Below are 24,374 nucleotides of genomic sequence, written 5' to 3' on the forward strand. Positions count from 1 at the left end.
CTGTCCCATCTCTCGGAACACCGGGTCGCGTGGAAGGCGTGAAGGGGCCACAAGTGGGCGCACGACACACACGTCCGGCGCCGTGTCCACGGCACGAGGGCGCCGCCCGGCCCCGTAGAACACCGGTACGCCCCGGAGACCCGGCCGCCGGACGGATACAGCCCGGATGGCTGGAAGGCGTGAAGGAGGGGCGCGGGAGTGTGTGAGGGGCGCGTATCCGGGCCGGTCAACCGGGGTTCGGGGGCCCTCTTGCGCGGTCAAGGGACAATGGACGATGGCCCACCCACAAGGACGGGCCGACCCCTGCACGAGGAGGAGAAGTCATGGCGGAGCCCACGCCGCGTCGGAACGAACCGCGGCTTCGCCCCGCGCCACTGCTCTTCGAGCCCGCGGAGGCGGCCGCCGACCCGGAGCACTTCTTCGACCTGGAGTCGATCGACGACCCCCGGGCGCTGCTGGCCCGGGCCACGGAGCTGACCCTCGCGTTCCGCGCGGCCACCGACCGGGCCGTCGAGTTCCAGGCGATGGCCGCCGCACAGCTCGCCGATCCCCGTCGGTTCGACCGGCTCACCCCCGCGGCGATCGCCGAACAGGCCGAGTGGACCGAGGACTACGCGAAGAAGATGGTCGAGTTCGGCCGGGAGCTGCTGCGCGGGGCCGACGCCGAGGGGTACGCCGACCCGGTCTGAGCGCCCGCGGCAGGGGCCCGGCGGGACACGGACACATCGCCACCATCACCCGGGCTCGCGATACGCGACCGGGGTGTTTCAGCGCCCCCGCCGTCACCCAGGGCCACGCGAAAACATCCCTGGCATATGCCAGGCGGGCAAGATACTCCACCCCGTCCCGCCCTGTCCGCCTTTTCGGCAACCCTGGGGAACGGCTCGCTCACCCCCGGTAGATCTGAATGCCATGAGCAGCGATCGGAACCTGGTAAGCACCGCCCCCCACGGCCCCGGCACCCGCACCGTCGAGCCGCTCCCGGACGTGTTCGACGCCCTCGGCAGCCCGTACGCCCCCGGCGCCTCCGGCATCCCCGAGATCACCCACGCCACCGAGGTCACCGGAGTCACTCCGGAGGGTGCCGCCTGGCTCGCCTCGGCAGGAACGTATCCGCGCAGCACCCGCGTCCTCTGGGCGGACCGGCCCGCCGCCCCTGTGGTCCTGGCCTGCGGCTCGGCCTTCGACGTCGTCAACGCCCCCGCCGTCTTCGGCCGCCACATGCTGGACCGGCTGTGGGACGAGGGTCCGGGCTCCGGCCCCGTGGCGATGTACCGGGGCCGGATTCTGCTGTTCGCCGCCCCGGGTACGGCACAGCGCCTGCCCTCGCTCCTGGAGTGGGAGGAGTGGGGCTCCGGCGGCGCCTCCGACCGCGGCCGGGCCATCCCGCCGCTCCTGTGCCACGGCACCGGCGACGCGGTGACGGTCCCCGCGCCGGCCCTCACCACCCCGGCCGCCGCCACCCGCCCCGACTCCCGCTGGCTCGTCGCCCCCGATACCCGTGATCCCTGGCTGCCGGGCCCGGAGATCCTGCTGTGGGCGGCCGTACGAGCGGCCCGGTCAGCGGCCCGCCGGCAGGCCGCCGACCAGGCCGCCGAGCCCTCCCCCGCGGCCCCGATATCGATTTTTCCTCCCGCCGATCAGGGTGCTAAGGTCTACGACGTCAGCAGGCGCCGCTAGCTCAGTTGGTTAGAGCAGCTGACTCTTAATCAGCGGGTCCGGGGTTCGAGTCCCTGGCGGCGCACAGACGGTGAAAGGCCCCTCGCGAAAGCGAGGGGCCTTTCGCGTGCCTGCTCTCATCCACCCCGGCCCGGCCGGGCAGACTCACTCGGCCCGCTAAGCCCTCTCAGTCCTCTCAGTCCTCTCGGCTCTCCGTCGAGATCGTCACGGTCCACGCCCCCGAAGCCGTCCGGTCCTCCACTTCGATCCGTACACCCTCCCCGGGCACGGTGAAGCTCTCCCCGAGGCCGACCGGCGCGTCCGCGAGCGGCGGGTAGACCGAGTCCTCCCAGCAGGCCGCGGACCCGGGGTTCGCATCGACGACCTCGATCGGACCACGGCCGGACTCCGTCTCACTGCGCACGCGGTAGACGAGCACGCCCTGCGAACAGACCGCCTCGTCGTTGCCGACCGGCCCCCGCGCCTCGAAGGCGATGACGCCGTCCCGCGCGGTCCGCACCACCGCCAGCTTCGTCCCGCCCCCCGAGCCGAACCCCGGCGCCCCGGGCGCGCCCACCCGCCCGGCCGCCTCGGCACCCGCCGCGGCCACCCCCGCTCCCGCCGCCAGCGGTTCGAGCGTCAGCCGTGCACCCGGCCCGCTCATGTCCCGTACGCACGCGACCTGACGCGGTTCCAGCCAGCCGAGCTTCCACTTGTGCCAGCCGAAGAGGTCGGGAGCGAGGCCGAACTGACTGCCCATGAGGTCCCAGTCGCCGACATACGTGTCCCAGTCGCCCTTGCCGTCGGAGGGCCGGTGGTAGAGGTCGGGCAGGTCGAAGACATGACCGGTCTCGTGGGCCAGGACCAGCCGGTCCGGCGGATGCTTCTCGAAGACCGTCACGACCCGGCGGATGTCCTTCCCGTCGGCCCGCAGCGGCACATCCATGTTCACGACCTTCGTCGCGTCCGAATCGACACCCGGCGCGTCGGGGTCGGCGACGAAGTAGACGATGTCGTAGCGGGAGAAGTCGACCCGCTCGTCCGCCGCCGCGAGGGCTTCGCGCAGGTAGGTGGAGCGCGCCGCCGCGTTCCAGTCACGCTGTATGGCGTACGCGGTCGAGGCCCGGGGCATACGGATCCACTCGCGGAGCGGGTGCGGGCGCAGCTGGAACTTTCCGTACGAGGCCCGCTCGAAGAAGCGGCTGGTGGCCGGGAAGTAGTCGGACGTCAGCTCGGCGGGCGTGGTCACCGGTTCGGCGTCCGGGAAAGAGAGGAAGACCATCACCGCGTCGAGGCGTCTGGTGGGCCGCGGATAGGCGGCGTTCCAGGTGTCCAGTCCCTCGGAGTGGTGGGCCGCGGTCCGTTTCAGTGCGCACGGCATCGAGAGCGGCACGGCGACCGAGGGCCCCGCGACCAGGGAGGTGGCCGCGAGCGCCGTCAGGGAGGTGAACACCGCCGCGGGACTGCGCCACCCCTGCCAGCGCGGTTCCCGCTCACTCGGGCCCGGACCGAGCCACCGCCGGGTGAGCCGTCCGCCCTCGCGCCGGCCCCGCCCGCGCCCGTCGGGACCGGGCCGGCCGAAGCCGCGCCGACGGGGCCGGGCCCCGCCACGGGTGAGCCCCTTGAGGGGGAGCAGACGCGGCACGTCGACCTCCGGATGCGGAATTCGGGATACCGCACCCAGCCTGTGCCGGTTTGATCATTTACGCCCTGTTTATCTGATCCAAAGGAGTGAGGGGGCCGACACCCGACCGAGCACATCGGGGAGCACCCAGGGGGCGCCAGGACACGCCGACACCCCGAGCACTCACGGAACGTCACAAGTGATCGACCAGGGAAGGAACCCGTCCAGGTGCGGGCAGAAACGATCTGTCAGAAAGGGGCACCCATCCGGGACACTGGACAGTAGCTGGAAGGCCCAACGGCCAGCCTCTATGATCGGCACACTTTCCTGCGCGGACACGGCTAGAGCGGCCGTCCACCACCGGCCGACCCCCGACGAGACCTGTACGACGAACGAGTGCACAGCGGGAGCGAACGGTGAGCGGAACGTCCGATGGGCCGGCGCCCACGGCAGACCTCGTCCGGTCGGCCGTCACAGAGAGTCATATTGCGACCTCTCCTCGCGCCGGAACCCCATCTCACGAGGAACGGGCCCGACGCGTCGAGCCCCTGGTCGACCCCTTGACCGACCCCCCGATCGGTCTCGCGGCCGGACTTTCGGGCGGGCTCCCGGCCGGACTCCCGGTGGACCTCTCGGCCGAGTTCCCGATCGGTCTGGCGGCGGGACTCCCGGCGAGGCTGTCGGCCGCGCCCCCGGCCGGGCTTCCGCCGCGCGCGGCGCCCGGGGCGGGTGCGGACACCGAAACCGGCGCCGCCGCACGTACGTTTCGAGCCACTTTCGCGGCGGCCCCCCTCGCAATGGCCGTCGTGGACCGTGAGGGCCGGGTCGTCACGGCCAACGACACCCTGGCCGCGCTGCTCGGCACGGGCGCCGACGGGGAGGGGCTCACCGGCCGGATCGCCGCCGACCTGGTGGACCTGGCGTCGGACGCGCGGACCTGGCACGCGTACCGCGAGGTGCTCCGCGGCCGCCAGGCAAGACTCCGCTGCACGCGACGCCTCAAACATCCGGACGGCCACTCGCTCTGGGCCCAGGTGACGGTCAGTCCGCTGCCCGAGGAGGAGCGGGCCGTTCTGCTCTCGGTCTCCGACATCAGCGCCCGCCGCGAACTGCAGGCGCGCCTGCGGCACCTGCAGATGCACGACCCGGTGACCCGGCTGCCCAACCGCACCCTGTTCTTCGAGCGGCTCTCGGCCGCGCTGGAGGCGGAGGCGTACGAGGAGTCGGGCACCGGCCGCATCGGGCTGTGCTACCTGGACCTCGACGGGTTCAAGGCCGTCAACGACACGCTCGGCCACCGGGTCGGCGACCGGCTGCTCGCGGCCGTCGCCGAGCGCCTGACGCGCTGCGCGAACGAGGCCGGCTACGCGAGAACGGCCACGCCGCTGGTGGCCCGGCTGGGCGGCGACGAGTTCGCGCTGCTGGTCGAGGACTCGACGGGTACGGAGCAGCTGGCGGACCTCGCCGACTCGGTGCTGAAGTCCCTTCAGGTGCCCTTCGACCTGTCCGGGCAGCGGCTCTCGGTCTCGGCGTCGATCGGTGTCGTCGAGCGGCATGCGGCCGGCACCACCGCGACCGGTCTGATGCAGGCCGCCGACACAACGCTGTACTGGGCGAAGGCCGACGGGAAGTCCCGCTGGACGCTCTTCGACCCGGAGCGCAACGCCCACCGCATGACCCGTCAGGCGCTCTCCTCCACCCTGCGTCCGGCCGTCGAGCGCGGGGAGTTCGCCCTGGAGTACCAGCCGCTGGTGTGCATGGAGGACGGCGGGGTGCGCGGCGTCGAGGCGCTGGTGCGATGGAACCATCCTCAGTTCGGCACACTGACGCCGAATCGGTTCATCGGACTTGCCGAGGAGGACGGGTCGATCGTCCAGCTCGGCCGCTGGGTGCTGGCCACGGCCTGCCGGCAGGCGCGCCGGTGGCAACTGGAGCACCCGGACGCGGAGCCGATCTTCGTCAGCGTGAACGTGGCGGTGCGTCAGGTCTGGGACTCCGACCTGGTGTCCGACGTGGCGGCGATCCTCGCGGAGACCGGGCTCGCCCCGCACCTCCTCCAGCTGGAGCTCACCGAGTCCGCCGTGATGGGCTCGGCGGGCCGGCCGCTCCAGGCCCTGCAGGCACTCAGCGACATGGGGGTGCGTATTGCCATCGACGACTTCGGCACGGGCTACTCGAACCTCGCCTATCTCAGCCGTCTGCCGGTGTCGGTGCTGAAGCTCGACGGGTCGTTCGTGCGCGGCTTCCAGTACGAGAGCGGCGACGGCGCCGCCGCCCCGCCCAATCCGGCCGACGAGGTCGTCGTCGAGGCGATGATCCAGCTCGCGCACCGGCTGGGTCTGACGGTCACCGCCGAGTGCGTGGAGACGGCGGGCCAGGCGACCCGTCTGCGGCGCATCGGCTGCGACACCGGCCAGGGGTGGCTGTACTCCCGACCGGTGGCGCCGGACCGCATCTCCGCGCTGCTGACGGCGGCGGCCTGCCGTCAGGCCTGAGCCCCGGGCAGCCGGTAGGCGTCCGCGATCAGTTCGTACGAGCGCAGGCGTACGGCGCCGCTGTGGGCGTTGCCCGTGAGCATCAGCTCGTCGGCGCCGGTGCGCTTGTGGAGGTCGTCGAGGCCGGAGCGGACCTCATCGGCGGTGCCGTGGATGACGTTCGCGTTCCAGGAGTCGACGAACTCCCGCTCCATCGGGCTGAACGTGTACGCCTCGGCCTCCTCCGGGGTGGGGACCAGGCCGGGGCGGCCGGTGCGCAGCCGGACCATGTTCAGCGCGGCGGCCTCGACCTGGCGGCGGGCCTCCCTCTCGTCGTCCGTGGCGAGGGCGGAGACGCCGATGAGGGCGTAGGGCGCGTCGAGCACGGCCGACGGCCGGAAGGACTCCCGGTAGAGGTCGAGCGCGGGGATGGTGTTCTGGGCCGAGAAGTGGTGCGCGAAGGCGAAGGGCAGGCCGAGGGTGCCGGCCAGGCGGGCGCTGAAGCCGGAGGAGCCGAGCAGCCAGACCGGCGGGCGGTGCGGGGACTGGACGCCGCCGGGCGAGGTCGCCTGGACGGGGCCTGGGACGGCGTGGATGCGGGCGTACGGGTGGCCGTCCGGGAAGTCGTCGTCCAGGAAGCGGGTCAGTTCCGCGAGCTGCTGGGGGAAGTCGTCGGCGCCCTCGTTCAGCCGTTCCGTGCGGCGCAGGGCCGCGGCCGTGGCGCCGTCCGTGCCGGGGGCCCGGCCGAGGCCGAGGTCGACGCGGCCCGGGGCCATCGCTTCGAGTGTGCCGAACTGCTCCGCGATGACCAGGGGGGCGTGGTTCGGCAGCATCACTCCGCCGGAGCCCAGGCGGATGCGGCTGGTGTGGGCGGCGAGGTGGGCGAGGATCACGGCCGGTGAGGAGGAGGCCACGCCGGGCATGGAGTGGTGTTCGGCCACCCAGTAGCGGTGGAATCCGCGGGACTCCGCGAGGCGGGACAGCTCGACGCTGGTCCGCAGGGCCTCGGTCGCGGTGTGGCCCGCGCCGACGGTGACCAGGTCCAGTACGGAGAGGGGCACGGGGGCGGTGCCCTGCGCCTCGCCTCGGATCTCGTGGGTCTCGCTGGGCGTGTGGTCCGGTGCCGGCACGGGTTCCTCCTGTTGGTGCTCGCGTGGTCCGCGATGCACTAACAGGAGGTCGGCTCCGCTTATTCCCGCGCCGGGGCGCGTGTACGGGTCGTGGGTGGCCTGGGCAGGTCGTGAGTGGCCGGTCGCACGGTTCCCCGCGCGACCTTGGGCGCTAGGCCTGGACGATCGGCTCCCTCGTGAAGAGTGCGCCCAGTTCCGGGGCGTTGACCCTGCGGTCCGCCAGGCGCAGGGCCTCCCGGACCGTGACCTGGTTGGCGGTGAGGACCGGCTTGCCCAGCTCCTTCTCCAGGGCGGGGATGCAGGAGGCCGTGTGCAGGGCGGTGTCCGGGAGCAGCAGGGCCTGCGCCTCGGGGTGGTCGGCCCCGCGGGCCAGGGCCAGGACCTCCGCCTCGCCCCAAGTGCCGACCTCGGCGGCCGTGATGATCCCGGAACCGCGTACGGAGACGACCTCCAGGCCCGCTTCCGTCAGGAACGACGCGAAGAGCGCGGCCACGTCGTCGGGATAGGTGGCCGCGATCGCGACGCGCTTCGCGCCCAGCTCATGTGCGGCGTGGGCGAACGCGAAGGACGTGGAGGACGCCGGCAGCCCCGCCGCCAGGGCCAGGGCGCGGACCTGGTCGTGGGCGCCCTCCCAGCCGTACACGAAGCTGCCGCTGGTGCAGGCCCAGACGACCGCCTCGGCGCCGGACAGGCGCAGCTCCTCGACACCGGCGGCGAGGCGGGCGGCCGAGCCCATTTCCAGCAGCGCGTCCACGCGGTGGGCGTCCTCGCCGATGTCCGTGTGGACGACCTGGAGGCGGATGTCGCTGCCGAGGAGCTGCTCGATGCGCGGGTAGTCGTCCTCGGCCGAATGGCCCGGGTAGAGGAATCCGAGAGCCGTCATGCCCAACCTTCCTGTTCTTCCGGCAGTGCGGGCGGTACGGGCCGCTGTCGCGCCGATGCGTCGATCAGCGCCTGGTACGGCCCTACCGCCCGGGTACCCAGGTGGCGCAGTGCGGCCCACATCGTCACCTGGTTGGCCGAGATCACCGGGATGCGCAGCTCGGCCTCCAGCTGCGGGATGACGTCGTAGGTGGCGAGGTTGGTGCAGCTGATGAACAGCGCGTCGGCGGCCACACACGCGGCGTCGCGGGCCATGTCGACGACATCGCGGTACGGGACTTTCCAGATGTGCCTGGTCAGGCCCATGTAGGCGCGGCCGGTGACCGCGATGCCCGCTTCGGCGAGGTAGTCCTCCAGGGACTGGGTCACGGAGACGGTGTACGGCGTGACGAGCGCGATCCGGCGCACGCCCAGTTCTTCCAGTGCCTCCAGGAGTGCGCCGGACGTGGTCACGGAGGGGACCGCGCCCGCCCGGGTCATGGCCTCGCACATCGCGCGCTCGCCCGGGATCCCCCCGACGAAACTGCCGGACGTGCAGGCGTACGCGACGATCTCCGGCGCAACGGCGTTGAGCGTGCGCACCGCGTCGCCGAGCGTCTCGTGTTCGCTGACCAGGCGGGCGAGGTCGAGGCTGACCTCGACGGGTACGAACGGGGTACGGGTGAGGTGCAGCGAGACCTCGTCGGGCACCCATCGCCACAGTTCGCGGTCGAGGGCGAAGTCGAAGGGTGCGACGACGCCGACACCCCTTTGAGGGTGCGGTCCACCAAGGAAGGAGACGTCCATGAGCAGCCCCAAACTCGGGTCGAGCGAGTGGTGGAGACCGACCGCGCGGCCGGGGGACACAGGCCGGCGCATGCCGGGGCGTCGGGACAGGAACGGACGGGACCCCCGGAACCCCCGGAAAAAGAGCCCGTGTTGACGAAGGTAGGTTCGGGTGCGAGCGTGGTCAATCCGCACATCTCAGACGGCTTGGCCGATGTCCCGCAGCAGTGCCCCAGACTCAGAGAAGCGGACCCGCGTTGCGAAACGGTTTCCCCCCGATGACCGCTCCCCCGTCCTCGAACATGGCCGAAAAGCTGACGTTGCTGGTGCTGGACGCCGAGCCGCCGCCACGGCTCGGGCGGCTCACCGGGCGGGTGCGCGTCGAGCACGCGGACGAGTCGACGCTGGCGGCGCTGCTGCCCACCGCGGACGTGCTGCTGGTCTGGGACTTCGCCTCGCACGCGGTGCGCCGGGCCTGGCCGGGCGAGGGGCCGCGGCCGCGCTGGGTGCACACGGCGAGCGCCGGCGTGGACCATCTGATGTGCCCCGAACTGGCCGCCTCCGGCACGCTGGTGACGAACGCGCGCGGCGTCTTCGACCAGCCGATCGCGGAGTACGTGGCCGCGCTCGTCCTCGCCATGGCCAAGGACCTGCCGCGCACGTGGGAGCTCCAGGGGGCGCGCGAGTGGCGGCACCGCGAGTCGCAGCGGGTCGCGGGCACCCGGGCGTGTGTGGTCGGTTCCGGGCCGATCGGACGGGCGGTCGGGCGGACTCTGGGGGCGCTCGGCATCACGACGGCGCTCGTGGGGCGCACCGCGCGTGACGGGGTGCACGGGCCCGAGGAGCTGGACCCGCTGATGGCCCGGGCCGACTGGGTGGTGTCCGCGGCGCCGCTCACGGACGAGACGTACGGGATGTTCGACGCCCGGCGGTTCGGGCTGATGCAGCCGTCGGCGCGCTTCGTGAACGTGGGCCGCGGGCAGCTCGTCGTGGAGGAGGCGCTGGCCCGGGCCCTCACGGACCGGTGGATCGCGGGGGCGGCGCTCGACGTCTTCGCGCACGAACCGCTGGGCCCCGACAGCCCGTTGTGGGAGGTCCCGGGGCTGATCGTGTCACCGCACATGAGTGGCGACACCGTGGGCTGGCGGGACGAACTGGGCGCGCAGTTCGTGGAGTTGTTCGAGCTCTGGGAGGCGGGCAGTCCGCTGCCGAACGTCGTCGACAAGCGGCGTGGATACGTACCTGGCCACTGACACACGTTGGAGGGGCGGATGACCGAACTCACCGAGCTGACCGCTGTACGACTCGTCGAGGGGTACCGCAAGGGCGAATTCAGCCCGGTGGACGCGGTGCGGGCCGCGCTGCGCAGGGCCGAGGAGATCCAGCCCGCGGTGAACGCGTTCGTCCGTCTCGACGAGGAGGCCGCGCTCGCGCAGGCACGGGACTCCGCCGAGCGGTGGCGGCGGGGCGAGCCGGCCGGGCTGGTGGACGGCGTGCCGGTCTCGGTGAAGGACATCCTGCTGATGCGCGGCGGGCCGACCCTGAAGGGCTCCAGGACGATCTCCCCTCAGGGGCGCTGGGACGAGGACGCGCCGTCCGTGGCGCGGCTGCGCGAGCACGGAGCGGTCTTCCTCGGCCGGACGACGACCCCCGAGTTCGGCTGGAAGGGCGTCACCGACTCGCCCGCGACGGGGGTGACGCGCAATCCGTACGACCCCTCACGGACGTCGGGCGGGTCGAGCGGCGGGAGCGCGGCGGCCGTGGCACTGGGCGCCGGTCCGCTGTCGCTGGGCACGGACGGGGGCGGCAGCGTCCGTATCCCCGCCTCCTTCTGCGGCGTCTTCGCGCTGAAGCCGACGTACGGGAGGGTGCCGCTGTATCCCGCGAGCGCGTTCGGGACGCTCGCGCACGTGGGGCCGATGACGCGGGACGCCGCGGACGCGGCGCTCATGCTGGACGTCGTCAGCGGGCCGGACACGCGGGACTGGTCGGGGCTCGGCCCGGCGGGCGGCTCGTACGCGGATGCGCTCGGCGGTGGCGTGCGGGGGCTGCGGGTCGCCTACTCGCCCTCCCTCGGTGGGCAGGTGGCGGTGCGGCCCGGTGTCGCGGCGGCGGTGCGGCGCGGGGTGGAGGGGCTCGCGTCCCTCGGCGCGTACGTCGAGGAGGCCGACCCCGACTTCACGGATCCGGTCGAGGCGTTCCATGTGCTGTGGTTCAGCGGGGCGGCTCGGGTGACGCAGCGGCTCGGGCCGCACCAGCGGGAGCTGCTCGACCCGGGGCTGCGGGAGATCTGCGGGCTGGGGGCGCGGTTCGGCGCGCTGGACTACCTCGCCGCGGTGGACGTGCGCATGGAGCTCGGGCGGCGGATGGGCCGCTTCCACGACACGTACGACGTGCTGGTGACGCCGACGATGCCGATCACGGCGTTCGAGGCGGGCGCGGAGGTGCCCCGCGGCTCGGGGCATCGCAGGTGGACGGGCTGGACGCCCTTCACGTACCCCTTCAACATGACGCAGCAGCCCGCGGCAACGGTGCCGGTCGGGGTGGACGAGGACGGCCTCCCGGTGGGCCTCCAGATCGTCGCCGCCCGCCACGACGACGCGGTGGTCCTGCGGACGGCCCACGCGTTGTACTCGGCCGGTGTCGGCGGGGTCGCGCCTCCGCGCCTTTAGGGGTTGGGAGGTCCGGGGAGAAGCTGCGGGCCCGGTGGGGGCCGGCCGCGCAGTTCCCCGCGCCCCTGGAAGGCGCCTGCGGCGACCTTCAGGGGCACCTCAGCCCGCTCGCGACCCGACGGACCCCGCCGCTAAACCCGCCGAAACCTCAGGGACTCCCCCAGCGCCCCCGCACGCCACAGGTCGTTGCAGGCCTCAGCCATCTGCTCCAGGCCCTCCACCACCTGCCCCCACACGATCCCGGGGACCCACCCCACATCCCCGTTGAGCAGCAAATTGTTCCGCTCGTAGAAGAGGGCCAGGTCGATCACCGGCACCCCCGCCCGCACCCCGCCGGAGGCGCCCCCGTAGCCGTACGCCTGCGTGCCCAGCTGTGTGCCGGAGAACGAGAAGTAGCAGAGGTCGCCCGGAATGGGCGTGACGGTCGGGTTCTCCAGTGGGGGTTCGTCCGGCGCGAAGGCCGGGAGCAGGGTGTAGATCTCGTTGCGGGCGTACTTCGCGTGATAGACGTCGCCACCGAGCGGCAGCGCGTTCCACACGGCGTCGCAGGTGATCGGGGCGCGGTCGTCGAGGAGCTTCGCCGTGCAGTGCACTCCGCGCTTGGACAGGGACACGTCGATGTAACGGTCGGCCATGGTTTCCATGGTCCACCCGGGGTCAAGAGGGCCCCGCGGTACAGGGGCGCAAACTGATCCGCATAACTTGCATCGTCTCGGGTAGCCGCGCGCCCATGGCTCCACCATTTGGGAACGACGCGAAGGAAGCTTCGCCGGAGGTAGAGGACCGCGGTCGGCGCGGCACGAGCCGCCGGTCGCTGCTGGCGGGTGTCGCGGCGCTGGGTGCGCTCGGCGCCGCCGGCTGCAGCCGCGTGGCCACGGCGTCGGGCAAGGACGGCGGTGATCTCCTGGGCCGGCTGAAGGCCCAGGGTGTCGTACGCCTCGGTATCGCCGGCGAGATCCCCTTCGGCTACATCGACAAGAACGGCGAGCTCACGGGCGAGGCCCCGGAACTCGCGAGGGTCATCTTCAAGCGGCTGGGGGTGGACAGCGTCCAGCCCGTGCCCACGGAGTTCGGCTCGCTCATTCCCGGCCTGAAGTCCCAGCAGTTCGACGTGGTCGCCGCCGGGATGTACATCAACGCCGAGCGCTGTGAGCAGGTGATCTTCTCCGACCCGGACTACCAGATGCTCGACGCGTTCATCGTGCGCAAGGGCAATCCGAAGAACCTGCGCGACTACAAGGACGTCGTCGAGTCGAAGGCGAAGTTCGCGACCGGCACCGGCTACGCGGAGATCCAGTACGCAGTCGAGGCCGGGTACAAGGAGAGCGACATCCTGATCGTCCAGGACCAGGTCGCGGGCATGAACGCCGTCGAGGCGGGCCGTGTCGACGTCTTCGCGGGGACGGCGCTGACCACCCGCGAGGTCGTCAAGAAGTCCCGCAAGGTGGAGTCGACCGAGCCCTTCGCGCCCCTCGTGGACGGCAAGCCGCACACGGACGGCGGCGGCTTCGCGTTCCGCCCGACGGAGACACGGCTGCGGGACGCCTTCAACGTGGAACTCAAGAAGATGAAGGAGAGCGGTGAGCTGCTCCGGATCCTGCGGCCCTTCGGATTCACCAAGAACGAGATGACCGATATGACCGCGAAGGAGTTGTGCGGCGGATGACATCGGGACTCTGGGAACTCGTACTGAAGGGGATCTGGGTCACCGTCCAGCTGCTGGTGTTCAGCGCGCTGCTGGCCGCGGCCGTCTCCTTCGTGGTGGGCATCGCGCGCACCCACCGGCTGTGGATCGTCCGCTTCCTGGCGGGCTTCTACACCGAGGTGTTCCGCGGCACCTCCGCGCTGATCATGATCTTCTGGGTGTTCTTCGTGCTGCCACCCGCCTTCGGCTGGCAGCTCGTCCCCATGTGGGCGGGCACCCTCGCACTGGGTCTCACCTACGGGGCGTACGGCTCCGAGATCGTGCGCGGCGCCCTGAACTCCGTCGACCCGGCGCAGCGTGAGGGCGGTATCGCGCTCAGCTTCACGCACGCGCAGCGGCTGCGGCTGATCCTGCTGCCGCAGGCGGTGCCGGAGATGATCCCGCCCTTCTCCAACCTGCTGATCGAGCTGCTCAAGGGCACCGCCCTGGTGTCCGTGATGGGCATGGGCGACCTGGCGTTCAGCGGGAACCTGGTGCGGCTCGCGCTGCAGGAGAGCGCGGAGATCTACACGTACATCCTGCTGATCTACTTCGTGATCGCCTTCCTGCTCACGCGCCTCATGCGCGGTCTGGAGAAGCGGCTGAAGGCCGGGGTCGGCAGGGCGCCCGCTGACGGCGGGAAGCCCAAGGTCTCCGCGGCCCGTCCCGAGACCACGGCCGTAGGCGCCGAAGCGGCAGGGGGTCGCTGATGAAATGGGACTGGAGTGCCGTCGGCGACTTCATGCCGCTCTTCTGGGACGGTCTGCTGGTCACCCTGCAGGCGCTGGTGCTCGGCTCGCTGATCTCCTTCGCCCTCGGGCTGGTGTGGGCGCTGCTGATGCGGACGCCGACCCGGTGGGTGCGCTGGCCGGTCGGGGTCGTCACGGAGTTCATCCGCAACACCCCGCTGCTGGTGCAGCTGTTCTTCCTCTTCTACGTGCTGCCCGAGTGGAACATCACGTTCTCCGCGATGACGACCGGTGTCGTCGCGATCGGGCTGCACTACTCGACGTACACGATGCAGGTCTACCGGGCCGGCATCGAGGGCGTGCCGGCCGGCCAGTGGGAAGCGGCCACGGCACTGAACCTGCCCATGACCCGGACCTGGACCGCGGTGATCCTGCCGCAGGCGATCCGCCGGGTGGTGCCCGCGCTGGGCAACTACGTCATCTCGATGCTCAAGGACACGCCCATGCTGATGGCGATCACCGTCCTCGACATGCTCGGCGAGGCGCGGCTGTTCGCGCAGCAGAACTTCCAGTTCACCGAGCCGCTGACGGTCATCGGCGTGGCCTTCATCCTCATTTCCTATCCCGCTTCCCTCCTCATGCGAGCCCTGGAGCGACGTCTTGTCCGCTGACACCCCTCTGATGAAAGAGCCCGGCGCCGACCCCACCGCCAACCCGGTGGCGGACGGCAGCGAGCTGATCCGTTTCGACAAGGTCACCAAGCGCTTCGGGGACAACACCGTCCTCGACGAGCTCGACTTCTCCGTCGCGTCCGGCAAGCACGTCACGCTGATCGGCCCGTCCGGCTCCGGCAAGACGACGATCCTGCGGCTGCTGATGACCCTGGCCAAGCCCGACGAGGGCACGATCAAGGTGGGCGGCGACTACCTCACCCACGAGGAGAAGAACGGCAAGCTGGTCCCGGCCGGCGAGAAGCACATCCGCGAGGTCCGCAAGAACATCGGGATGGTCTTCCAGCAGTTCAACCTCTTCCCGAACATGAAGGTGCTGCGCAACATCACCGAGGCGCCGGTCACCGTGCTCGGGATGTCCAAGGACGCGGCCGAGGAGCGGGCGCGCGAGCTGCTCGACCTGGTGGGGCTGGCCGAACACGTCGACAAGTACCCGAGCCAGCTCTCCGGCGGTCAGCAGCAGCGTGTGGCGATCGCGCGGGCCCTGGCGATGCGACCGCAGGTGCTGCTCCTGGACGAGGTGACGTCCGCGCTCGACCCCGAGCTGGTCGCGGGTGTCCTCGACGTGCTGCGGGACATCGCCCGCACCACCGACATCACGATGCTCTGCGTGACCCACGAGATGAGCTTCGCCCGGGACATCTCCGACCAGGTACTGATGTTCGACTCCGGGCGGGTCCTGGAGTCCGGTCCGCCGGAGAAGATCTTCGGCGACCCGGACCACCAGAGGACCCGGGAGTTCCTCGGGGCGGTGCTGTGAGCGGGTGCGCTCCGCGCGCGTCCCGTTCCGGAACGCCCCGGGCCCGCCTGGGCGCGTGAGGACGGCCGGGACCGGATCCGGGTTCTGGCTCATGACTTTGGCATATGCCAAGAAAATGAGTCGCTGTTGAGGGGGCTGGAACACGCCACCAATCTCGCCAACAGCCCCTCCCCGTACACGCCTTGGCGGTTATCGTGGAGGGGGCCCGGCCGTCCGGGCTGCGTTGATGCGCATGCCGGGCCGAAAAGCGCAGGGGGACAACCGTGGCGCTGCCGCACCGTTCCGTGGGACACGGCATCCGACAGCGGCTCCGCCGCGGACCGGACCCCCGGCAGGGACACCATCCGCCGGCATCCGGAGCGTCACTGCGAGGTGAGCTGTCGTGAAGCTCGAACCGACCACGCCACGCCACTCGGCCCAGGACGCCCTGCGCGTGCTGGAGACCGTGGCCCGGCACACCACCGGCGTCACCGACGTCGAACTGGCCCGCCACGCCGGCCTCGGCACCGAGCGCCTCACCGCACTCCTGCGCATGCTGCGCCGCGAGGGATACGTCGAACAGCTCGCGGACGGGGCGTACGTCACCGGGGCGGCCTTCGGCAGGCTCGGCTCGGCGCACGGCCGGGACGAGGCCCTGCGCGACCAGCTCCAGCGGAACCTCGACCGGCTGCGCGACTCGCTCGGCGCCGCCGTCTACATGAGCCGGTACGTGGACGGCGAGATCCACGTCACGCAGTGCGCCGACGGCCCGGCCACCCCCGCGGTCAACGAGTGGGTGGACTTCCGTTCCGCGGCCCACGCCAGCGCGATCGGCAAGAGCCTCCTCGGGCAGCTCGACCTCAACGGCCGGCGCGACCACCTCTCCCGCCACCGGATGGCCCGGCTCACCTCGCGCACCATCACGAACGAGCGGGTGTTCCTGTCCCGGCTCGACGCCCAGGCACCCACCGTGCCCGTGCTCGACCTCCAGGAGTACGCGGTCGGGACGGTCTGCGCGGCGGTCCCCATCACGGCCGGCTCCGCCGTGGGCTGCCTCGCCCTCTCCCTCCCGGTGCGGCACGCCCACCGGCTGCGCGAGGCGGCGGACACACTGAACCGGGGCGCCGCGCCGGTCCTGCTCTCCCTGGCGATCTGAGGGCCTCCCCCGCCGGCGGGCCGAAGGGCTCCCCGACCTGCCGGTCCGAGTGATCCGGGGCACGTACGAGTGGTCCGGAGCACTCCCGTGGACCGGGTAGTATTTTCCCTGTCGCCAGCCGCGAGAGCGGTTCGGCGGGAGTCATGCGCCGCTAGCTCAGTTGGTTAGAGCAGCTGACTCTTAATCAGCGGGTCCGGGGTTCGAGTCCCTGGCGGCGCACCACAGAGAAGGCCTCCGCGAGAGCGGGGGCCTTCTGTGCTGCCCGGCACCACCTGTCGATCCCGCTCCCGGGGCAGGCGGCTCTACCTCGCCAGCAGTTCCTCGCGGCCCCGCGCCCGGTACCGCGCGACCAGCGCCTCGACGTCCTCGCCGGTCAGGAGCCGGTACCCGGACTCGCCCGGCGGCCGCCACCACACCGGGTCCGCGCAGCGGAAGCCCTCGCGGCGCAGTGCCGCCCGGTGGATCTTGTTGGTGGCGGTGACCGGCATCCGCTCGACGACCCGTACGAAACGGGGGGCCATCTTGGTCCCCAGATCCGGCTGGGCGCGCAGGAAGGCCTCGAAGGCGAGCGGTTCGAAGGTGCCGGCCACCGCGGCCATGACCTGGTCGCCGGCCACCGGGTCGGGAACGGCGTACACGGCCACGGCGTCCGCGCTCCCGTGGCGGGCGAGGATGTTCTCGATCACCGCGGCGGCCAGGTTCTCGCTGTCGACGCGGAGCCGGTCGTCCGTACGGCCCGCGAAGTACAGGAATCCCCCGGCGTCCCGGTAGAAGAGGTCACCGGTCCAGTACCAGCCGTCGCCGGCACCGGCCGCACCGCCGTCCCCGTCCGCGCCGGCGGGGGCCGACCGGCGCCGCGCCGCCTCGGCCGCCGGGTTGCGCCAGTACCCCTCGAAGCGGTTCGGGCCACGGTTCACCAACTCCCCTATGGCGTCCCGCCCGTTGAGCAGCCGGCCGTCGGCTCCGAAGACGGCCGCGGGGCACTCGGTCCGGCTCACCGGATCGACCACCGCGAGGTCGTCGCCGGGCGCCGCCCGTCCGATCGCGCCCCCGGGCGTCCCTGGTGTCCGCTGGATCGCCGCGCCGCCCTCCGAGGACCCGTACCCCTCCACGAGGGGCACCCCGAACCGCTCCTCGAAGGCGGCCGCGTCCACCGCTCCCGCCTCCGTCCCGAAGCCGGTCCGCAGCGGGTTGTCCCTATCGTCGGCGCGGGCCGGGGTCTCCAGGATGTACTGGACGGCACGCCCCACGTACGTGAAGTACGTGGCCCCGTACGCCCGTACGTCCGTGAGGAACCCCGACGCGGAGAAGCGCCGCCGCAGTGCCACGCCCGCGCCGGCGACGAGGGCCGGGGCCCAGTCGGCGATCACCGCGTTGCCGTGGAACATCGGCATGCAGACGTAGTGCACGTCGTCCGCGCGCACCCCGAAGTGGCCGGCCAGTGACCGCCCGGCCGCCGCGAGCCGCCCCTGCGAGCAGATCGCCGCCTTGGGCGCGCCGGTCGAGCCGGAGGTGAAGTACAGGAGGAGCCGGCTCTCCGGGGCGGCCTTCCCGGGCTCGGGGCGTGCGTCCGCGTACGGCCGGAGCAGTTCCTCGTACGCCTCGGTGCCGGTCACCAGCACGCGTGTTCCCGGCAGTTCGAGTCCGTCGAGGAGCGGGAGGTGGGTTCGCTCCGTGATGAGGACGCGGCACTCGGTGTGCAGGATGTCGCGGGCGAGTTCGGGGCCGCGGCGGGTCGGGTTGATGCCGGCGACGGCGGCGCCCGCGAGGGCCGCCGCGCTCAACCACAGGGGGTATTCGGGGGTGTTGTCGAGCAGCACCCCCAGATGGGGTGCGGCGCCGGGCGGCAGCAGGTCCGTCAGCAGCGCGGCTCTGGCCGCCGCGCCCGCGGCCACCTCGTGATGGGTCAGGGTCCGGTCCTCGAACCACAGCCCCGGCCGGTGGTCGCCCCACCGGTCCCGTACGAGCTCCGCGACGGTCCCCGCGCTGTCGACTGCCATGGGCCGCACCATAATTGACGGAGCGTCAGATGTGGAGACGGGTGCGGAGGGTCGGGTGCGGAGGGTCAGGGCACCCTGTCGTAGGGCATGTCGTCGGGCGAGGGAGGCTCGTGCACGACGGAGGGCCGGCCGCTCCCGAAGGAGTCGCCGCCCGAGGAGGTCTCGGTGTAGGTGGTCATGAAGCCGACGCAGAACACCACGACCACGGCGAGGAACGCGAGGAGGGCAACGGTGGAGGCCGTGTTCCTGACGTGGCCGGGCGGCCGGGCCGTGGCCTTCACCATCTCGCCCTCGGCGTAGTGCACGACGACGATGTCGCCCTCGACCGTCGTCCCGGGTCCGTCCTCCTCCTCGAAACGGACGGCGCGCCCGTCCCGGGCCGTGAACTCGTACACGTGGTGCAGCGTCGTGTGCACGGAGGAGTCGCCGCTGCCGCCGCTGGTCGTCGTGTACGTACGCAGGCAGCGCGCCTCCGCGGTCAGCCCGCTGTTCCAGACCCGCCGGAGGTCCAGCGCACGGCGGACCACCCTGACGGACACGAAGAGGGCCACCGCCATGATCAGGCCCGGTACCGCGTAGAACATGAGATCCATCGACAACCCCCGTCGTCCGTTTACAGCTCCACGCACGCCGTCATGACCATGTCGACGTGCGTGGAACCTACCCGTGGGGGGTGCGGAAGAGCCTCAAGAGATGCTCAGAGTTGCGCGGCGGACGGCCGGGGTGCGCTCAGAACGTGACGTCGGAGCAGGCGTAGAACGCGTTCCCCGTGTCGGCGATCGTCCACACCGCGAGGATGACGTGGTGTCCGCTCCTGCCGGTCGGCAGGGTGCCGCTGTGCGACAGCGTCGCCGGAGGCTGGCCACTGAACGGGACGGTCAGGAACGGGGTGGTGACCAGCGCGGACCGGGTCAGCGGAGCGTTCTGGTTCCAGCCGCTCTTGGTGATGTAGTACTTGAAGTCGGTCGTGGAGTGCCGGGCCGTGAACTGCCAGCGGAAGGTGTAGCTCTGCCCGCCGTTGACCCTCGTCGTCGGCCAGGCGCCACCCGAGGGGGTCGTCGCCTTGTCGAGCGTGCCGAAGTTGGCGTGGTTCGCGGAACAGATCCGGCCGTCCGCCGGTCCGGACGCCGGGAAGCCCTTGGGGCCCTCGACGCTCTGGGGCTCCCACTGGATGGCGCCGCAGTTGGCCACGGAGCCGTTCTGGCACAGCTTCTGACGGCTGATGGGGAGGTCGGTGTAGCCGTGGCCGGTGGCTCCGCCGCTGGAGAGCACGAACGCTCCGGTGGTGGCGAGCCCGACCGCGACGGCGTACCACTTCAGTCGCTTCCGGGGTGGGGGAGTTTCTCGCATGCTGCCGCTCCTGGAGAACGTGGGGGAAGTTCCGTGAGCCGTGCAGGTCTAGACCAAGTTCCAGATTATTGCTGACTGTTGGCTGTGTCCATATCAAAAATGGGATGGGTCCATACCAATCGTGGAGAGGATCCGGTGGCAGCGGCCCCGCGACTTCTCCACGAGCTCCCCGTTGGGTTCGTCGTTGGCCGCCACCCAGTCCCGCGCCTCGCCCTCGCCCCTCCCGCCCGCCAACTGCCGCTCCACCAGCCTCACCCGACGCACGCCCCCGGGCGCCTCGACGTACCAGCACTCCCCCATGAACACGTACGCGTCCCGCCACCCCGGCAGATCACAGGCGAGGTAGTTGCCTTCCGTGACGATCAGCCGGGCCTGCGGGGACACCACGTGCCGGGCGGCGACCGGCTCGTCGATCGTGCGGTCGTAGTCCGGTACGTAGATGTCCCGGCCGGTCTCGTCGAGGACCCGGCGCAGCAGGTCGACGTAGCCCCACACGTCGAAGCTCGGCTCGGAGCCCTTGCGGGCGGTCAGGCCGCGGCGTTCCAGCTGGGCGTTGGAGAGGTGGAAGCCGTCGAGCGGCAGATAGGCGGCCCCCTCGCCGAGGTGCGCGACCAGCGCGCGGGCGAGGGTCGACTTCCCGGCGCCGGGCGGACCGGCCAGGCCCAGCACGGCGCGCGGCGTGCCGTCGGTCAGGCTCCAGGCGTCGGCGGCGAGGGCGGAAAGGGTGAGGGGCGATCCGGCGGGGGTGTGGGGGTCATCGATCTCCATGCCCCGTATAGAACGCCACCGTCAGGTCCTTCACCAGAGCCTTGCGCTCGTAGTCGTCGAGCTCGACCAGTCCACGCACCGTCAGCCGCGTCACCGTGTCCTCCACCGAGTCGACGACCGAGGTGAGGACCTTGTCGCGGTGCTGGGCGTCCAGGGCGGCGATCCGGCGGCGCTGCATCACGGCGGCGATCTCGGGCGCGTACTCCACCGCGAGCGGCTGGGCGGAGAAGACCTGGAGGCCGGCCGCCGCCGCGTCCGCGGCCACGATGCGGGTCAGCGAGTCGCTGACGGCCTCCGTGTTGCGCAGGGTCGCGGAGTCGGCCGCCCTCGGCGAGTTCGGCGGCACGTCGGCCGGCAGCTGCGCGAGCACACGGGCGAGCGCCGCCTCCACGCACTCGCGCAGATACCGCTGGTGGTCCTCGACGCCGAGCGTGGCGCGCGCGGTGTCCCGCACCCGCCAGACGACGAGCACGACGACGCGCAGGGCGACCCCGTTCGCGTCGACCGCGGGCATCGCCTCGCTCCGCCAGTGCCGCAGCCGTACGTCGATCCGGCGGCGCAGCAGCAGGGGGTTCACCCACATGAGGCCGGTGCGCCGGACCGTGCCCCGGTAGCGGCCGAAGAGTCCGAGCACCCAGGCACGTCCGGTGCGGCCGCGCGCCAGCCCGCCGAATCCGAACAGGCCGAGCGCCCCGCATCCCGCGAGCGCCGCCCACTGCGGGCCGCCCAGCCCGGCGCCGGTGTGCGCGGGCAGCCCGAGCGCGTCCACGGCGAGCGGCGGCAGGACGCCCGCCCACCACGACGCGAGGACGCACCCGGTCGCACCGACGGCACCGGCCAGCACTCCGGCCGCGCCCGGCAGGACCCGAGCGGGCCGCTCCACCAGCTCGGGGTCGGTCTCCGGTACGGTCCTGGGCCGCGCCGGGGCGGGGGTGCGCCGGGCGATCCGAGGCTGCTCGCCGGTGCCCCGCCGCCGGCTCACGACGGCGGGCGCGAGCGGTACGGACACCGGTTCGGGCTCGTCGCGGAACAGCAGGTGGACCGGGATCTCGGTGGTCGCCTCGTTGTGGATGACCCGCGCCCCGCGGGCAGCCGTGTCGCGCCCGCCCGTCTCGGGGGCCCCGTCGAACTCCGGGGAGTGTGAAGTCGTCGTACTCATCCGTGCCTCCGTGCCTCCGCGCCAGGAAGAACTGCCATGAGGGAAGTGCCGTCGCATGTCGCCGGATCCGCCCCGCGCCGCCACCGCGCGAGCTTCCGGAGCGGGTGGGGCCCGGGTCCCTGGGAGCCGGAGCCCTCAGGGTGCTGAGGTCATGGGTTCCGAAGCCCACGGACCCCGCGGCCCTTCAGCCGTGCGGTCCTTCAGGAGAAGAGCCGCCGCCAGGTCTCCGGCCCCGGGTAGCCGTCCGCCGCCCCGCCGCGCCACCCCTGCGCGCGCTGGAACGCCTCGACGTTGCGCCGGTCGCCCTCGCCCCAGCTCGGTCCCGGACCCTTCGCGTAGTGCTTGCCGAACCCCTTCTTCACCAGCTGCTTCCCGAGCCGGGTGACGTAGGCGTTGCTGGCGCCGGGCCGGAACAGCGCCCGGCCGGGATAGCCGGGCACGCCGTGCGAGGCGACCTCCCCGGCCGGGGGCCGCGCGGGAGTGCCGGGGCTGCCGCCGCTCGCCGCCCTGATGTCACGGCCCTTCCCGCTCACCAGGTACGCCCAGGTCATCGGCCCCGGCGACCCGTCGGCGTCCGCTCCGGTCCAGCCCTGTGCCTGCTGGAACGCCTGGGTCGCCCGCCGGTCCGCGTCCGACCAGCGCGGACCGGGCCCCGAGGTGTAGTACGCCCCCGCTCCCCGCGCGACGAGCATCCGCCCGAGCCGGGTGACGTACGCGTTGTTCGCGCCGGGCCCGAAGGCGGTCGCCCCGGGATAGGCAGCCGCGGCCGGCTCCTTGGCCGGAGAACTGACGGGCGTGACGGTGCCCGCGCCGTCCTTCCCCGTCTCCGCCTTGAGCCCCTTGTACCGGTACGCGAGATAGCGGTCCGAATTGCTCCAGTAGGCGTAGGGAGTGGCTTGCCTGCGGGCGTGCGGGCGGGCCTGCTCGTACGCGATGTAATGGCTCTGCGTGTAGTCCGTCCAGCCGCCGAAAATCACGACGTGCGACCCCTTTTCGGGGTCGGCCGGATTGTGGAAGAGCAGCATGTCCCCGGGCTGGAGTTCTTCCCTGGGAATCCTGACTGCGTATTTGTCGAGGCTGCCCGTCCATTCGTTCCCGCCGAGATTCCAGGCCATGGAGACGAAGCCCGAGCAGTCCTGCCGGTAGCCGTCGGACCAGTACGCGCTCATGCTGTAGGGCACCTGAGCGGCGACCCACTCCTTGGCCCGGTTGATGATCTCGGCCCGGCTCGTGTGGGGTGCCTTGATCCTGGCCGGGACGCCGCCGGGGCCGTGCAGCGTCGTCGTCCCGCCCTGCGGCGTGTCGGGTTCGTCGGCCACGGGCAGGCCGGGCCGCTGCGGTGCGTGCGCGGCGGCCACGGCGGGCACCGTGTGCCCGGCGCCGAGCACCGTGCCCGCGGCGGCCGCGAGGGCCAGTGCCACGGGGGTCCGTCCGGACCGGCCGAGGCCGAGAATCTGGGGAAGGGCCGCCGGATGCCCGCCGATTCCGCCGGCCGCCGAATGCGGCAGAACCCGCCGCCAGTGGGCGCACCCGGGGCATTCGCAGTCGCTCTCGGGATCGAATTCCTCGAATGCCGGAGCGGTCATGCTTTTCCCCTCGTCGTCCTGCTGAAGGCTCTGCTGGAGATTTCCGCGCTTCTGCACGCTCGTCAGTTTCTCAACTTGTCGCGGGTGTCGCATGTTGACGGTCCGAATGATGTAGCGGATGCCTCCGGCGGTGGGGGGCGCCCCGACAGGGGCGCGGGGAACCGCGCGAGCAACCCCCACCGGCCCGCAGCCGAAGCACGACCGCAAGCGGCCCCCCGTCGCCGCGTCGAAAGCGCCCGCGAGGGTCCGGTAGAGTTCTCGCGTCGGCGAGAGCCGTACGCGCCGCTAGCTCAGTTGGTTAGAGCAGCTGACTCTTAATCAGCGGGTCCGGGGTTCGAGTCCCTGGCGGCGCACACGACGAAGAGGCTCCTCACGACAGTGAGGAGCCTCTTCGCGTACGGCCGGACCCTTACGGCCCGCTACCCTCTCGCCATGGCGCGCGACCTCCAGGAGCGGATCAAGAAGCTCATCATCGACCGTCGGCTGCCCTCGGGGGCCGTACTGCCGACCGAGCCCGACCTCATGGAGCTGCTCGGCGCCAGCCGCAACTCCGTGCGCGAGGCCCTCAAGGCTCTCCAGGCGATGGGCATCGTCGAGATCCGCCACGGCTTCGGCACGTACGTCGGGCCGATGTCCATGGCGCCGATGATCGAGGGCCTGGCCTTCCGCACGGTCGCCGGGCACTACCGGGGCGAGGACAGCCTCCTGCAGCTTCTGGAGCTGCGCGAGGCGGTGGAGACCGGGCTGGTCTCCCGGCTCGCGGGCCGGGTGCCGCCCGACGACCTCGCCGCCCTGGACGCGCTGGTCGACCGCATGGAGGCCGAGGCCGCCGCCGGCACGGGTCTCGCCGAGACCGACCGCGCGTTCCACGCCACCCTGTACCGCGGCCTGGACAACGTACTGCTGAGTGAACTCCTGGAGGCGTTCTGGGACGCCTTCCATCGCGTACGCACGGACCTCGTGGAGCTGCCGCAGGACCCGAAGGTCACCTGCCGGCAGCACCGGGAGATCCTCGACGCGGTGCGCTCCGGTGACGCCGTGAGGGCCGAGGACGCGATAAGGGAACACTTCGGCAACATTCGTACGCGCTTGACCGCAACGGCACCAGGCGGGACCATCAGGCACCCCAATGAGCGCGTATGACCGGTAAACACCGTGTTTCGCATCTTGCGATCATGACGGACGGCGTAGAACCCTGGGCTACAAGAGGCTGCGGTTACAGCGCAGTTGGGGGCTTGGAACCGGTTGCGTCCGAAGGCGGGGATTGGGGCCCCGTTCATGAACGGATGCCGAGGGGGGCATCATG

At 71.8% G+C, this 24,374-nt stretch carries 22 protein-coding genes and 3 tRNA genes; 14 read left to right on the forward strand and 11 right to left on the reverse strand.

Annotated features, from left to right (window positions below; translation table 11 throughout):
• Positions 1-323: 323 nt before the first annotated feature.
• The 3 genes from KUF83_RS12345 to KUF83_RS12355 all read left to right on the forward strand — a co-directional run bounded on the left by KUF83_RS12345 (position 324) and on the right by KUF83_RS12355 (position 1,744).
• A complete protein-coding gene (locus KUF83_RS12345) occupies positions 324-689 on the forward strand; it encodes a hypothetical protein (protein WP_217454693.1) in 366 nt (121 codons plus the stop codon).
• 223 nt (positions 690-912) lie between these two features.
• A complete protein-coding gene (locus tag KUF83_RS12350; RefSeq protein ID WP_217454694.1) occupies positions 913-1,680 on the forward strand; it encodes a bifunctional DNA primase/polymerase in 768 nt (255 codons plus the stop codon).
• Positions 1,671-1,744: transfer RNA gene (locus KUF83_RS12355), tRNA-Lys, on the forward strand. Before KUF83_RS12350 ends, KUF83_RS12355 begins: the two co-directional genes overlap by 10 nt.
• A gap of 111 nt (positions 1,745-1,855) precedes the next feature.
• Here KUF83_RS12355 and KUF83_RS12360 read toward each other — a convergent pair.
• A complete protein-coding gene (locus KUF83_RS12360) occupies positions 1,856-3,304 on the reverse strand; it encodes a M6 family metalloprotease domain-containing protein (protein ID WP_374106051.1) in 1,449 nt (482 codons plus the stop codon).
• Between the two features lie 395 nt (positions 3,305-3,699).
• Here KUF83_RS12360 and KUF83_RS12365 point away from each other — a divergent pair, with 395 nt between their 5' ends.
• The gene (locus KUF83_RS12365; RefSeq protein WP_217454695.1) at positions 3,700-5,778 is read left to right on the forward strand and encodes an EAL domain-containing protein; all 2,079 of its coding nucleotides are present in this window, start codon (positions 3,700-3,702) and stop codon (positions 5,776-5,778) included.
• Here KUF83_RS12365 and KUF83_RS12370 read toward each other — a convergent pair.
• The 3 genes from KUF83_RS12370 to KUF83_RS12380 all read right to left on the reverse strand — a co-directional run bounded on the left by KUF83_RS12370 (position 5,769) and on the right by KUF83_RS12380 (position 8,555).
• Entirely contained in the window at positions 5,769-6,887 is a 1,119-nt protein-coding gene (locus KUF83_RS12370) for an LLM class flavin-dependent oxidoreductase (RefSeq protein WP_217454696.1), read from the reverse strand. The genes KUF83_RS12365 and KUF83_RS12370 overlap by 10 nt on opposite strands.
• Before the next feature lie 151 nt (positions 6,888-7,038).
• Positions 7,039-7,770: a decarboxylase gene (locus tag KUF83_RS12375; RefSeq protein WP_217454697.1), complete on the reverse strand. Its 732-nt coding sequence runs from the start codon at positions 7,768-7,770 to the stop codon at positions 7,039-7,041.
• Positions 7,767-8,555 (reverse strand): decarboxylase, encoded by a 789-nt coding sequence (locus KUF83_RS12380; RefSeq protein ID WP_217454698.1) that lies wholly within the window; start codon positions 8,553-8,555, stop codon positions 7,767-7,769. The genes KUF83_RS12375 and KUF83_RS12380 overlap by 4 nt, the downstream gene beginning before the upstream one ends.
• Positions 8,556-8,812: 257 nt before the next feature.
• On the opposite strand from KUF83_RS12380, the gene KUF83_RS12385 reads away from it, so the two are divergent.
• Positions 8,813-9,787, forward strand: coding sequence for a D-2-hydroxyacid dehydrogenase (locus KUF83_RS12385; protein WP_217454699.1), 975 nt, complete (start codon positions 8,813-8,815; stop codon positions 9,785-9,787).
• Positions 9,788-9,805: 18 nt separating this feature from the next.
• On the forward strand, positions 9,806-11,206 hold the full coding sequence (locus KUF83_RS12390) for an amidase (RefSeq protein ID WP_217454700.1): 1,401 nt from the start codon (positions 9,806-9,808) through the stop codon (positions 11,204-11,206).
• 131 nt (positions 11,207-11,337) lie between these two features.
• Here the strand turns inward: KUF83_RS12390 and KUF83_RS12395 are convergent, their stop codons facing one another.
• On the reverse strand, positions 11,338-11,841 hold the full coding sequence (locus KUF83_RS12395; RefSeq protein ID WP_217454701.1) for a DUF3830 family protein: 504 nt from the start codon (positions 11,839-11,841) through the stop codon (positions 11,338-11,340).
• A gap of 95 nt (positions 11,842-11,936) precedes the next feature.
• Between KUF83_RS12395 and ehuB the strand changes: the two genes are divergently transcribed.
• The 6 genes from ehuB to KUF83_RS12425 all read left to right on the forward strand — a co-directional run bounded on the left by ehuB (position 11,937) and on the right by KUF83_RS12425 (position 16,427).
• A complete protein-coding gene (gene ehuB / locus KUF83_RS12400; RefSeq protein WP_217454702.1) occupies positions 11,937-12,872 on the forward strand; it encodes an ectoine/hydroxyectoine ABC transporter substrate-binding protein EhuB in 936 nt (311 codons plus the stop codon).
• Complete coding sequence (gene ehuC, locus KUF83_RS12405; protein ID WP_254643742.1) at positions 12,869-13,600, forward strand: ectoine/hydroxyectoine ABC transporter permease subunit EhuC; 732 nt, start codon at positions 12,869-12,871, stop codon at positions 13,598-13,600. Before ehuB ends, ehuC begins: the two co-directional genes overlap by 4 nt.
• Positions 13,600-14,250 carry an ectoine/hydroxyectoine ABC transporter permease subunit EhuD gene (gene ehuD, locus KUF83_RS12410; protein ID WP_217454703.1) on the forward strand — a complete coding sequence of 217 codons (651 nt, stop codon included), beginning with the start codon at positions 13,600-13,602 and terminating at the stop codon, positions 14,248-14,250. The genes ehuC and ehuD overlap by 1 nt, the downstream gene beginning before the upstream one ends.
• Positions 14,251-14,260: 10 nt before the next feature.
• Positions 14,261-15,070 carry an ectoine/hydroxyectoine ABC transporter ATP-binding protein EhuA gene (ehuA, locus tag KUF83_RS12415; protein ID WP_217454704.1) on the forward strand — a complete coding sequence of 270 codons (810 nt, stop codon included), beginning with the start codon at positions 14,261-14,263 and terminating at the stop codon, positions 15,068-15,070.
• A 382-nt stretch (positions 15,071-15,452) separates the two neighbouring features.
• Positions 15,453-16,205: an IclR family transcriptional regulator gene (locus KUF83_RS12420; RefSeq protein ID WP_217454705.1), complete on the forward strand. Its 753-nt coding sequence runs from the start codon at positions 15,453-15,455 to the stop codon at positions 16,203-16,205.
• A 145-nt stretch (positions 16,206-16,350) separates the two neighbouring features.
• Positions 16,351-16,427: transfer RNA gene (locus tag KUF83_RS12425), tRNA-Lys, on the forward strand.
• A gap of 80 nt (positions 16,428-16,507) precedes the next feature.
• Here the strand turns inward: KUF83_RS12425 and KUF83_RS12430 are convergent.
• From KUF83_RS12430 to KUF83_RS12455, 6 genes are all read right to left on the reverse strand, one after another.
• Complete coding sequence (locus KUF83_RS12430) at positions 16,508-18,205, reverse strand: AMP-binding protein (protein WP_217454706.1); 1,698 nt, start codon at positions 18,203-18,205, stop codon at positions 16,508-16,510.
• A gap of 65 nt (positions 18,206-18,270) precedes the next feature.
• Positions 18,271-18,798, reverse strand: a complete 528-nt coding sequence (locus KUF83_RS12435) for a hypothetical protein (RefSeq protein WP_254643743.1) — start codon at positions 18,796-18,798, stop codon at positions 18,271-18,273.
• 136 nt (positions 18,799-18,934) lie between these two features.
• Entirely contained in the window at positions 18,935-19,555 is a 621-nt protein-coding gene (locus tag KUF83_RS12440) for a lytic polysaccharide monooxygenase (protein ID WP_217454707.1), read from the reverse strand.
• 93 nt (positions 19,556-19,648) lie between these two features.
• Positions 19,649-20,323 carry a nucleoside/nucleotide kinase family protein gene (locus KUF83_RS12445; RefSeq protein WP_217454708.1) on the reverse strand — a complete coding sequence of 225 codons (675 nt, stop codon included), beginning with the start codon at positions 20,321-20,323 and terminating at the stop codon, positions 19,649-19,651.
• Positions 20,310-21,482 (reverse strand): SPFH domain-containing protein, encoded by a 1,173-nt coding sequence (locus tag KUF83_RS12450; protein WP_217454709.1) that lies wholly within the window; start codon positions 21,480-21,482, stop codon positions 20,310-20,312. Before KUF83_RS12450 ends, KUF83_RS12445 begins: the two co-directional genes overlap by 14 nt.
• 200 nt (positions 21,483-21,682) lie before the next feature.
• Positions 21,683-23,068: a peptidoglycan-binding protein gene (locus tag KUF83_RS12455; RefSeq protein ID WP_217454710.1), complete on the reverse strand. Its 1,386-nt coding sequence runs from the start codon at positions 23,066-23,068 to the stop codon at positions 21,683-21,685.
• A gap of 279 nt (positions 23,069-23,347) precedes the next feature.
• On the opposite strand from KUF83_RS12455, the gene KUF83_RS12460 reads away from it, so the two are divergent.
• Together KUF83_RS12460 and KUF83_RS12465 are read left to right on the forward strand one after the other, a co-directional pair.
• Positions 23,348-23,421: transfer RNA gene (locus KUF83_RS12460), tRNA-Lys, on the forward strand.
• 79 nt (positions 23,422-23,500) lie between these two features.
• On the forward strand, positions 23,501-24,211 hold the full coding sequence (locus tag KUF83_RS12465; protein WP_217454711.1) for a FadR/GntR family transcriptional regulator: 711 nt from the start codon (positions 23,501-23,503) through the stop codon (positions 24,209-24,211).
• The last annotated feature ends 163 nt before the right edge of the window (positions 24,212-24,374 follow it).

Origin of the sequence: Streptomyces sp. BV286, assembly GCF_019090165.1 — a bacterium.
Classification (GTDB): domain Bacteria; phylum Actinomycetota; class Actinomycetes; order Streptomycetales; family Streptomycetaceae; genus Streptomyces.

What these genes read in the sequence shown, in the direction of transcription:
- KUF83_RS12345 (WP_217454693.1), top strand. Translation starts at nt 324, where the DNA reads ATGGCGGAGCCCACGCCGCGTCGGAACGAACCGCGGCTTCGCCCCGCG.
- KUF83_RS12350 (WP_217454694.1), top strand. Translation starts at nt 913, where the DNA reads ATGAGCAGCGATCGGAACCTGGTAAGCACCGCCCCCCACGGCCCCGGC.
- KUF83_RS12375 (WP_217454697.1), bottom strand. Translation starts at nt 7,770, where the DNA reads ATGACGGCTCTCGGATTCCTCTACCCGGGCCATTCGGCCGAGGACGAC.
- KUF83_RS12380 (WP_217454698.1), bottom strand. Translation starts at nt 8,555, where the DNA reads ATGGACGTCTCCTTCCTTGGTGGACCGCACCCTCAAAGGGGTGTCGGC.
- KUF83_RS12385 (WP_217454699.1), top strand. Translation starts at nt 8,813, where the DNA reads ATGACCGCTCCCCCGTCCTCGAACATGGCCGAAAAGCTGACGTTGCTG.
- KUF83_RS12390 (WP_217454700.1), top strand. Translation starts at nt 9,806, where the DNA reads ATGACCGAACTCACCGAGCTGACCGCTGTACGACTCGTCGAGGGGTAC.
- KUF83_RS12395 (WP_217454701.1), bottom strand. Translation starts at nt 11,841, where the DNA reads ATGGCCGACCGTTACATCGACGTGTCCCTGTCCAAGCGCGGAGTGCAC.
- ehuB (WP_217454702.1), top strand. Translation starts at nt 11,937, where the DNA reads ATGGCTCCACCATTTGGGAACGACGCGAAGGAAGCTTCGCCGGAGGTA.
- ehuC (WP_254643742.1), top strand. Translation starts at nt 12,869, where the DNA reads ATGACATCGGGACTCTGGGAACTCGTACTGAAGGGGATCTGGGTCACC.
- ehuD (WP_217454703.1), top strand. Translation starts at nt 13,600, where the DNA reads ATGAAATGGGACTGGAGTGCCGTCGGCGACTTCATGCCGCTCTTCTGG.
- ehuA (WP_217454704.1), top strand. Translation starts at nt 14,261, where the DNA reads ATGAAAGAGCCCGGCGCCGACCCCACCGCCAACCCGGTGGCGGACGGC.
- KUF83_RS12430 (WP_217454706.1), bottom strand. Translation starts at nt 18,205, where the DNA reads ATGGCAGTCGACAGCGCGGGGACCGTCGCGGAGCTCGTACGGGACCGG.
- KUF83_RS12435 (WP_254643743.1), bottom strand. Translation starts at nt 18,798, where the DNA reads ATGGATCTCATGTTCTACGCGGTACCGGGCCTGATCATGGCGGTGGCC.
- KUF83_RS12440 (WP_217454707.1), bottom strand. Translation starts at nt 19,555, where the DNA reads ATGCGAGAAACTCCCCCACCCCGGAAGCGACTGAAGTGGTACGCCGTC.
- KUF83_RS12445 (WP_217454708.1), bottom strand. Translation starts at nt 20,323, where the DNA reads ATGGAGATCGATGACCCCCACACCCCCGCCGGATCGCCCCTCACCCTT.
- KUF83_RS12450 (WP_217454709.1), bottom strand. Translation starts at nt 21,482, where the DNA reads ATGAGTACGACGACTTCACACTCCCCGGAGTTCGACGGGGCCCCCGAG.
- KUF83_RS12455 (WP_217454710.1), bottom strand. Translation starts at nt 23,068, where the DNA reads ATGACCGCTCCGGCATTCGAGGAATTCGATCCCGAGAGCGACTGCGAA.
- KUF83_RS12465 (WP_217454711.1), top strand. Translation starts at nt 23,501, where the DNA reads ATGGCGCGCGACCTCCAGGAGCGGATCAAGAAGCTCATCATCGACCGT.